The 9,143-nt window shown below is 64.6% G+C and carries 7 protein-coding genes, 2 tRNA genes and 1 pseudogene; all 10 read left to right on the top strand.

Annotated elements, in window-relative coordinates; all coding sequences use genetic code 11:
- A pseudogene (glmM, locus tag VFJ08_RS04715) lies at window positions 1–913 on the top strand (phosphoglucosamine mutase); the annotation flags it as partial.
- Window positions 914–947: 34 nt separating this feature from the next.
- Complete coding sequence (gene tpiA, locus VFJ08_RS04710; RefSeq protein ID WP_324995682.1) at window positions 948–1,700, top strand: triose-phosphate isomerase; 753 nt, start codon at window positions 948–950, stop codon at window positions 1,698–1,700.
- A 21-nt stretch (window positions 1,701–1,721) separates the two neighbouring features.
- Window positions 1,722–2,198 carry a preprotein translocase subunit SecG gene (gene secG, locus VFJ08_RS04705; RefSeq protein WP_324995680.1) on the top strand — a complete coding sequence of 159 codons (477 nt, stop codon included), beginning with the start codon at window positions 1,722–1,724 and terminating at the stop codon, window positions 2,196–2,198.
- 17 nt (window positions 2,199–2,215) lie between these two features.
- Window positions 2,216–2,300: transfer RNA gene (locus tag VFJ08_RS04700), tRNA-Leu, on the top strand.
- Window positions 2,301–2,659: 359 nt separating this feature from the next.
- A tRNA-Met gene (locus VFJ08_RS04695) sits at window positions 2,660–2,736 on the top strand.
- A gap of 77 nt (window positions 2,737–2,813) precedes the next feature.
- The gene (gene rimP / locus VFJ08_RS04690; protein WP_324995678.1) at window positions 2,814–3,272 is read left to right on the top strand and encodes a ribosome maturation factor RimP; all 459 of its coding nucleotides are present in this window, start codon (window positions 2,814–2,816) and stop codon (window positions 3,270–3,272) included.
- Window positions 3,273–3,334: 62 nt separating this feature from the next.
- Window positions 3,335–4,861: a transcription termination factor NusA gene (nusA, locus tag VFJ08_RS04685; RefSeq protein WP_324995676.1), complete on the top strand. Its 1,527-nt coding sequence runs from the start codon at window positions 3,335–3,337 to the stop codon at window positions 4,859–4,861.
- A gap of 63 nt (window positions 4,862–4,924) precedes the next feature.
- A complete protein-coding gene (infB, locus tag VFJ08_RS04680; protein ID WP_324995674.1) occupies window positions 4,925–7,615 on the top strand; it encodes a translation initiation factor IF-2 in 2,691 nt (896 codons plus the stop codon).
- 6 nt (window positions 7,616–7,621) lie between these two features.
- On the top strand, window positions 7,622–8,044 hold the full coding sequence (gene rbfA, locus VFJ08_RS04675) for a 30S ribosome-binding factor RbfA (protein WP_324995672.1): 423 nt from the start codon (window positions 7,622–7,624) through the stop codon (window positions 8,042–8,044).
- A complete protein-coding gene (gene truB / locus VFJ08_RS04670; protein WP_324995670.1) occupies window positions 8,031–8,954 on the top strand; it encodes a tRNA pseudouridine(55) synthase TruB in 924 nt (307 codons plus the stop codon). The genes rbfA and truB overlap by 14 nt, the downstream gene beginning before the upstream one ends.
- Window positions 8,955–9,143: the final 189 nt, after the last annotated feature.

The raw sequence follows: 9,143 nt of genomic DNA, 5'->3' as shown, positions 1-9,143 counted from the left end.
GGCCCGTCGCGTGGAAAGCGCGTCCGGGCGCTACATCGAGTTCTGTAAATCGACCGCACGCCTGGCCAACGGCGGCCTGCGCGGGCTCACACTCGTGGTCGATTGCGCCAACGGCGCGACCTATCAGACCGCGCCGGAAGTCTTTCGCGAACTCGGCGCGACCGTGCACGCGATCGGCAACACGCCGGACGGCTTGAACATCAACCAGGACTGCGGTTCGACCCATCCCGACGATCTCGTCGCCACGGTCCGGCGCATGGGCGCCGACGCGGGGATCGCGCTCGACGGCGACGGCGATCGCTGCATCATGATCGACGAGAACGGAACCGTCGTCGACGGCGATCAACTGCTCTACGTCATCGCCGAGGAGCGCCGGCGCGCCGGAGAGCTGCGCGGCCCGGTGGTCGGCACGCTCATGAGCAACCTAGGGCTCGCACTCGCGCTGGAGGCGCGCGGGGTCGAATTCGAGCGCGCGCGTGTAGGCGATCGCTACGTGTTCGAGCGTCTGCAGGCGCGCGGCGGGATCGTCGGCGGCGAATCCTCGGGGCATCTGATTTGTCTGGATCGGGCGACGACCGGCGACGGCACGGTGTCGGCGTTACAAGTCCTGGCCGCGATGTGCGATCGTGGCGCTGCGTTGTCGTGCCTCGTGGCGCCGGTCGAGAAGTGCCCACAGACGCTGATCAACGTCCGTATCGGGCGCGGCACCGCGGATATATTGATGGCCGATGAAGCCGTGCGCCGGGCGGTTTCGGACGTCGAGAATGCACTCGGTGGCGACGGCCGCGTATTATTGCGACCCTCGGGTACCGAGCCGCTGCTACGCGTGATGGTCGAGGGGCGGGACGGCGAGGCCGTGGCCCGCCACGCCCGAAACCTGGCCGACATCGTGGACCAACGCGCCGCGATTTGACTCCGATAAACAGTCACTTGACGGAGGAGCGATGATGCGTCGCCAATTTATTGCCGGCAACTGGAAAATGAACGGAAGCGCCGAACAGGTCGACGCTTTCGGACGGGCCCTGGTCGAGGCCGCGCCCGCGCTCGCCTGTGACCTGGCGGTCTGTGTGCCGTTCGTTTATATCGAACGTCTGAAACGCGCGCTTACGGGCAGCGGGGTCGCGCCGGGCGCACAGAATCTGTCCGATCAGGTCGAGCCGGGTGCGTTCACCGGTGAAATCAATGGCGCGATGCTCGCCGACTGTGGTGCGCGCTATGTGGTGGTCGGGCATTCCGAGCGCCGCGCGATGTACGGCGAGACCGACGAGATCGTGGTCGCCAAGGCCGGGGCGGCGCTCGCGGCCGGCTTGACGCCGATTGTGTGCATCGGCGAATCGCTCGAACAGCGTGAAGCCGACGAGACCGAGAACGTGCTGGCGCGCCAGATCGGGGCGCTGATCAACGGCTGCAAGCGCGAGACGCTCGAAGCGATGGTGCTGGCCTACGAACCGATTTGGGCCATCGGTACCGGCCGCTCGGCCACGCCGGAGCAGGCCCAGTCGGTCCATGCGTTCGTACGATCCCAAATCGCCGATTGGGATGCTACAATAGCCGACTCGCTGCCGATTCTTTACGGCGGCAGCGTAAAGCCGGATAATGCGTCGGCGCTGTTTGCCGGCGCGGACGTCGACGGGGCGCTCGTCGGCGGCGCATCGCTCAAGGCAGATTCATTCGTCGATATTGCGCGCGCTATCGATTAGCGCGGCGATCGGACTGATTGCATGGTTTATACGATTCTGATCATCGTGCAGGTGGTGATTGCGCTTTCCCTGATCGCGCTGATCCTGCTGCAGCACGGCAAAGGAGCCGATGCCGGCGCCGCGTTCGGTAGCGGCGCCTCGGGCACCGTATTCGGCGCCAAGGGCTCGGCGAACTTCATGAGCCGTGCCACGGCCGGCCTTGCCACATTGTTCATGCTGGCGAGCCTGGCGCTGGCCTATCTGGTTAACGGTGCCAGTGTCGGCAGCGCCGGCGGCAGCGTGACCGATCGGCTTTCGCAGGGCGTCAACGGCTCGGCGACTTCGGTCGTGCAGCAGCAGACCGAGAAGATGGGCGGTGGCAACCAGGCCGAGGAAGTTCAGGGCGACTCCGGAACTAATACCGGAACGAATAATAGTGGCTCTGACAACGGCAATGATGATGGCGGTGGCAACGACAATAGCGCCGGTAACGGCAACGGGCTGAAGATTCCCGACTAGCCCGCGGGGACAATCTTGCCGACGTGGTGGAATTGGTAGACACGCTGTCTTGAGGGGGCAGTGGCGAGAGCTGTGCCGGTTCGAGTCCGGCCGTCGGCACCACATCAAGCCGAGTCCTAGATGAATCCAGGGCTCGGCTTTTTTTATGGAAGGCATGTGCTTTGAAGACGCATCGACTGGCGGTACTGCGTGGTTCGAGAGCCCGCGCTCGGTGTTCCACGATTGCGTGCACATTGCCGTTTGGAGCTATTCTTCGATCCGTCGAAGGCCGTTCGCAATGGTCTATGCTGGGGTAATTTCATAGTATTGCAATAAAGGGCTTGCGTCCTTTCGCAGTTGTGCTAATCTGCGCCTCGCGCTGACCGGTTGGACGGCCAATCGGTCGGGCTTCGCACCCCGGACGGCATACGGTAAGGGTTGCATAGAAGCCCGTAATTATTTATAATTACGCGTTCATCGGGTGCGGGGTGGAGCAGTCTGGCAGCTCGTCGGGCTCATAACCCGAAGGTCGCAGGTTCGAATCCTGCCCCCGCTACCACAACCGGTCGTGAGAAAGCCCCCGATGCGGGGCTTTTTTGTTGGCGACTCAAATCGCCGAATCAAGCAACGTTGGCTATGTCGCACCGCCTGCATAAACTGCTCGAGCCCGTGGTAACCGATCTGGGTTACGAGCTTTGGCACCTGGAGTCGGTGGGCAGCGGCAAAAGCGCCGTTTTGCGTTTGTACATCGACTCGCCCGAGGGTATCGATATCGAAGATTGCGAAGCGGTCAGCCACGAAGTCAGCGCGGCGCTCGATGTTGCTGACGACGGCAATGCCGGTTATCGGCTCGAAGTGTCTTCGCCGGGTCTCGACCGGCCGCTGGCGACCGCCGCGCATTTCGAGCGCTTCGTGGGCGAACGCGCGCGCGTGAACATGTTCGCGCCCGTTTCGGGGCAGCGTAAATTCCGGGGCCGGATTCTTGCAGTGAAGGGGCAGGTGGTTGAGTTGGCGTGCGACGACGCCACATACGAGTTGCCCGTGGGCGATATGGCCAAGGCGCGACTGGAGCCGATATTCGACGACAACGAGTAAGGCGAGGATCCGGTCTGAAACGGTCCAACGGGCCGGCGTGAGAGAAACACTCAGGTGGTGTTATGAATAAAAATGTCCTATTGGTCGCCGAAGCGGTCTCGAACGAGAAAGGCGTCGATCGCGAGATCATCTTCGAGGCCATCGAAGCCGCTCTGGCATCCGCCACGCGCAAGAAGCACGGCGGCGAGATGGCCGTGCGCGTCGATGTCGACCGCGCGACCGGCGACTACAAGACATTTCGCCGCTGGCACGTCATCGAGCCGGGCGCCGAGGGTGAAGACGGCGAGCCGGTGTTTATCGAAGTGCCCGATCGCGAGGTGTCGCTGGAGACCGCGCGCGAGACGCATCCCGAGATCGAGCCGGGCGAGTACGTCGAGGAGCCGATGGAGTCGGTGGAGTTCGGCCGTATCGCGGCCCAGGCGGCCAAGCAGGTCATCGTACAGAAGGTGCGCGAGGCCGAGCGGGCGCAGATCGTCGACGCCTACAGACATCGCGTCGGCGAACTGATTACCGGTCTGGTCAAGCGCATGGAGCGCGGCGCGGTCATTCTCGATCTGGGCGCCAACGCCGAGGCCATCATTCCGCGCGATCAAATGATTCCGCGCGAGCCGATGCGTCCGGGCGACCGCGTCCGCGGCTATCTGTATGATGTGCGTCCCGAGCAGCGCGGTCCGCAGTTGTTCGTTTCGCGCAGCAAGCCCGAGTTTCTGATCGAATTGTTCAAGCTGGAAGTGCCCGAGGTCGGTCAGGGGCTGATCGAGTTGCGCGGCGCGTCGCGCGATCCGGGCCTGCGCGCGAAGATCGCGGTGCAGGCCAAGGATCGGCGTATCGACCCCGTCGGCGCGTGCGTCGGCATGCGCGGCTCTAGAGTGCAGAGCGTGTCCAACGAACTGGCCGGCGAGCGCATCGACATCATCATGTGGAACGAAAATCCGGCCCAGTTCGTGATCAACGCGATGGCGCCGGCCGACGTCGAATCCATCGTTCTCGACGAGGATTCGGGTAGTATGGATCTTGCGGTGGCCGAGGACTCGCTGGCCAAGGCCATCGGCCGCGGCGGACAGAATATCCGGCTCGCCTCTGAGTTGACGGGTTGGCACCTCAACGTGATGACGCTCGAGGATGCCGATGCCAAGAGCGAGGCCGAGGGCGAACAGCTCCAGGTCATGTTCCGCGAGCAGCTCGACGTCGACGACGAGGTCGCGGTCATTCTGGTGCAGGAAGGCTTCACCTCGACCGAGGAGATCGCCTATGTGCCCGAGGGCGAACTGCTCGAAATCGAGGAATTCGACGAGGATATCGTCGAGGAGCTGCGCAGCCGCGCCCGCGACTACCTGCTGTCGAAGGCGATTTCCAGCGCCGAAGGCGGCAGCGCGGAATACGAGGCCGATCTGCTCGAGGTCGACGGTGTGGACGAAGAATTCGCGGGTCAGCTCGCCGCGGCCGGCGTGGCGTCGCGTGACGAACTGGCCGAACTCGGCGCCGACGAACTCATGGAGCTGGTCGAGATCGACGAGCAGTCCGCCGGCGAGCTGATCATGGCCGCCCGTGCGCATTGGTTTGCCGATGAGCAGGCGAGCGCAGAATAATAGGCGATAAGACAGACGGATTGCCCCGCCAACCGCGCGCGGGCACCACGGAGTAAGCAGAATATGGCGCAAACGACAGTCAAACAGCTGGCATCGGAAGTTGGTATTCCGGTGGAGCGACTCGTCTCGCGCTTGGCCGAGGCGGGCGTGTCCGCTTCGACGGCCGACGATCAGATCAGCGACGACGATAAGCTCAAGCTGTTGCGTCACTTGCGTACGGCAGGCTCGAGCCGGCCCAGCGGCAAGCTTGGAACCAAGCGTTCCGGCGTGTCGTTGCGTCGACGTTCGACGTCCGAACTCAAGGTCAATACCGGTCGCGGCGGCTCATCGGGCCGTACGGTCAGCGTCGAGGTGCGCAAGCGCCGTACTTACGGCAATCGCAATCAGCAAGACGACGAGCAGGCCGAAGCCGAAGCGCTCGAGCGGCACGAGGCGCAGGCGGAAAACGCCCAGGCCGACAGCGCCGCCGAGCAGGAACGCGCGCAAGCCGAGGCGGCCGAGCGCGCGCAGCGCGAGGAAGAAGAGCGCCGGGAAGCCGAAGAGCGCTCGCGCCGCGAGGAAGAGGAGCGCCAGCGCGTCGAGGCGGAAGCCAAGCGTCAGGCGCAGATCCAGGCGCGGAAGGACGCCGAGGCGCAGGCCAACCGCGAAGCCATGGAGCGCGAGCGCGCGCGTCTGGGCGTTCGGGTGGACGCCGCGCGTTCGCGCGCTCAGGAAAATCTGCGCCGGGCCGCGGAAAGTCATGGCCGGACCGAAGAGGACGTGGCGCGTGAGCGCGAGCGCGCCCGTGGTGCCGAAGGCGCCGGCGCGCCCAGCCGCGGCAAGGCCAACAAGCCACGCAAGGAACTGCATGTCGCCGAAGGCAAACAGGGCCGGCGCAAGGACAAGAAGAAGCGTGGCGGCGGTCGCCGACAGAAGAACGTCAACGTGGCCACCGAGCATACGTTCGAGCGGCCGACGGCGCCGGTCGTGCGTGATGTCGAGATCCCCGAAACCATCACCGTGGCCGATCTGGCCCAGAAGATGGCGGTGAAGGGCGGCGAAGTCTTGAAGCGCATGATGCGGCTTGGCGTGATGGCGACCATCAACCAGACGGTCGATCAGGAAACCGCCCATATCATCGTCGAGGAAATGGGGCACAACCCCAAGCCGGTGCATTCGGAGACCGCCGAAGAAGCGCTGGCCGAGGAAGTGCGCGCCGAAGAGGAACAGGTCGAAGGCGTCGATCGTGCGCCGGTGGTGACCATCATGGGCCACGTCGACCACGGCAAGACGTCGCTGCTCGATTACATTCGGCGCACCAAGGTGCAGGTGGGCGAAGCCGGCGGTATCACGCAGCACATCGGCGCCTATTACGTGAAGCACGACAAGGGCGCGATCACATTCATCGATACCCCGGGCCACGCGGCGTTTACCCGCATGCGTGCCCGTGGCGCCGAGATCACCGACATTGCGATCCTGATCGTGGCCGCCGACGACGGTGTCATGCCGCAGACCAAGGAATCGATCCAGCATGCCCGCGCGGCCGGCGTGCCGATCGTGGTGGCCGTGACCAAGATGGATGTTTCCGGCGCCGATATCGAGAAGGTCAAGGCCGGTCTCTCCGCCGAGGATCTGATTCCGGAGGACTGGGGCGGCGATATCCAGGTGGTGCCGGTCTCGTCGAAGACGGGTGAAGGCGTGGACGACCTGCTCGACGCGGTGCTGCTGCAGGCTGAAGTCAGCGAATTCAAGGCGCCGATCGAGGTGGCCGCGCGCGGCGTGGTGATCGAGTCCAGCCTCGAAAAGGGCCGCGGCCCGGTCGCGACCATCCTGGTCAAGGCCGGCAAGCTCAAGCGTGGCGACAGCATCCTGGCGGGGCCGCACTACGGCCGGGTCCGGGCGATGTTCAACGAACTCGGCGAGCAGGTGAAGGAAGCCGGCCCGTCGATTCCGGTCGAGGTGCTCGGCCTGTCCGGCACGCCCGAGGCCGGCGACGATGCATTCGTGGTCGCCAACGAGAAGAAAGCCCGTGAGATCGCCGCCCAGCGCGAGGAACATCAGCGCGAATCCAAGCTGGCGCAGCAGCAGGCGGCGCGGCTGGAGGAAGTGTTTTCCGCGATCGGCGACGACGCGCCGGCCGAGAGCAAGGACCTCAATCTGCTCATCAAGGGCGACGTGCAGGGCAGCGTGGAAGCGTTGGTGGAATCCCTGCGCAAGATCCCGAGCGAAGAGGTCAAGATCCGGATCATCTCGAGCGGCGTCGGCGGCATCAGCGAGTCCGACGTGGAACTCGCGCTCGCGTCGCAGGCGATCATCATCGGTTTCAACGTCCGTGCCGACAACAAGGCGCGCAAGACGATCTCGGAGGCGGGCGTGGACGTGCGCTACTACAGCGTGATCTACGAAGCGATCCAGGATGTGACCGATGCGGTGAGCGGTTTGCTCGGCACCGAGCTGCGTGAAGAGATCATCGGGCTGGCCGAGGTGCGCGACGTGTTCCGCTCATCCAAGCTCGGTGCGATCGCCGGCTGCGTGGTGGCCGACGGCGCCGTGGTGCGCGGTCAGCCGATCCGCGTGCTGCGCGACAACGTGGTGGTCTACGAAGGCGAGCTGGAATCCCTGCGGCGCCACAAGGATGCCGTCGACCGCGTGCCGGCGGGTACGGAGTGCGGTATCGGCGTGAAAAACTACAACGATATTAAACCGGGCGACCAGATCGAGGTGTACGAGCGCACCGAGGTCCAGCGCAAGGTGGTCGATACCGAGACGGCCTGATTCGGCATGGCACGAGAGTTCTCCCGTCGCGAACGTATCGGCGAGGAACTCAAGCGGGAGCTTGGGATCCTCGTCACGACCCAGGTGAAGGACCCGCGGGTATCGCTGGTCACCATCACCGATGTCGATGTCTCACCGGATCTCAAGCACGCCAAGGTCTATGTCGGCAACTTCGACGTGACAGCCCCCGCCGAAAAATCGGCGGAGGCCGTTGCAGGGTTGCGCGCGGCCCGGGGCTTTCTCAAGAAGCAGCTCGGCAAACGTCTGCGTCTGCGGGTGATGCCCGATCTGCGCTTCATCGAGGACGCCACCGAGCGCGAGGCGCAGCGGTTGGATCAGATCATCGCCGGCGCCGTGCGCGAGGATCGCGTGAACGCCGATAGAACGGCACAAGACGACGAGACCGATCCGGATCGTGGCACGCCGTAAACGCGGCCGCGACATCGACGGCGTGATTCTGCTGGACAAGCCGTTGGGCCTGTCCTCGAACCGCGCGCTGCAACGCGTACGTCGCGCCTATGACGCGCGCAAGGCCGGTCATACCGGCAGCCTCGACCCGTTGGCGACCGGGCTGCTGCCGATTTGTCTCGGCGAGGCGACCAAGCTGTCGTCCCACCTATTGCAGTCCGACAAGCATTACCGGGTGACCGCGCGTCTGGGTAGCGAGACCACGACCGGCGACGCCGAAGGCGAAATATGCCGCACCAGCGCCGTGCCGGTTCCCACCGGGGGCGACCTGGACCGCCTTCTGGCCGGCTTCATCGGCGAGCAGACGCAGATTCCGCCGATGTATTCGGCGCTCAAGATCGATGGCAAGCCGCTTTACGAATATGCGCGCGAAGGGCGGACCGTTGAGCGTGCGCCGCGACCGATCGCAGTGCACACGCTTGATCTGGTCGACGTGGGTACGACCCATCTTACCCTCGATGTGGCGGTCACCGGCGGAACCTATGTGCGCACGCTGGTCGAGGATATGGCGCGCGCCTGGGGCGGCTGTGCGCATGTGGCCGCGCTGCGGCGCACCCGGGTCGGGCAGCTCGGCGTCGACGAGCCCATGATCGAACTCGAAAAGATCGAAAACGCGGCTCGCGACGAGCCCGAGCAACTGGCCTCTTGGTTGCGCCCGGTTTCCGCGCTCGTCGCGGACTGGCCGGTCGCGCGGCTCGATGCCGCGCAAACCCACGCGATTCTTCACGGGCAGCGTGTTGCCGGGCCGTGGCCTGTGCGCGATTGTCTGCTGCGGATCGAGTCGGCCGATGGCCGGATGCTCGGCTTCGGCTACTGCGAGCAGGCAGGCGAACTGCGGCCGAAACGTCTGTTCGCGCGCGGGCAAGCCTAACTAGGCCCAGAGTGGCGTGAAAATGGCGCGAAAACAGCACGCGCGCTTGTGCGCAAATCGTTTCGTCGCTAGAATATGTGCTCAATTGAACCCGGCGGCCATAGGCAACAGGCCAACGCACGGGCATTTTTTGAAAGGGCGTGCTGAACGTCGACTCGGCCCCGATTTGGAAAATGCCAGACTGTAACG

The sequence above is a fragment of the Salinisphaera sp. genome, assembly GCF_035690525.1.
Classification (GTDB): domain Bacteria; phylum Pseudomonadota; class Gammaproteobacteria; order Nevskiales; family Salinisphaeraceae; genus Salinisphaera.
This window is presented reverse-complemented; position numbering and strand designations above follow the sequence as displayed.

What these genes read in the sequence shown, in the direction of transcription:
- rbfA (WP_324995672.1), top strand. Translation starts at nt 7,622, where the DNA reads ATGGCACGAGAGTTCTCCCGTCGCGAACGTATCGGCGAGGAACTCAAG.
- infB (WP_324995674.1), top strand. Translation starts at nt 4,925, where the DNA reads ATGGCGCAAACGACAGTCAAACAGCTGGCATCGGAAGTTGGTATTCCG.
- secG (WP_324995680.1), top strand. Translation starts at nt 1,722, where the DNA reads ATGGTTTATACGATTCTGATCATCGTGCAGGTGGTGATTGCGCTTTCC.
- rimP (WP_324995678.1), top strand. Translation starts at nt 2,814, where the DNA reads ATGTCGCACCGCCTGCATAAACTGCTCGAGCCCGTGGTAACCGATCTG.
- tpiA (WP_324995682.1), top strand. Translation starts at nt 948, where the DNA reads ATGCGTCGCCAATTTATTGCCGGCAACTGGAAAATGAACGGAAGCGCC.
- nusA (WP_324995676.1), top strand. Translation starts at nt 3,335, where the DNA reads ATGAATAAAAATGTCCTATTGGTCGCCGAAGCGGTCTCGAACGAGAAA.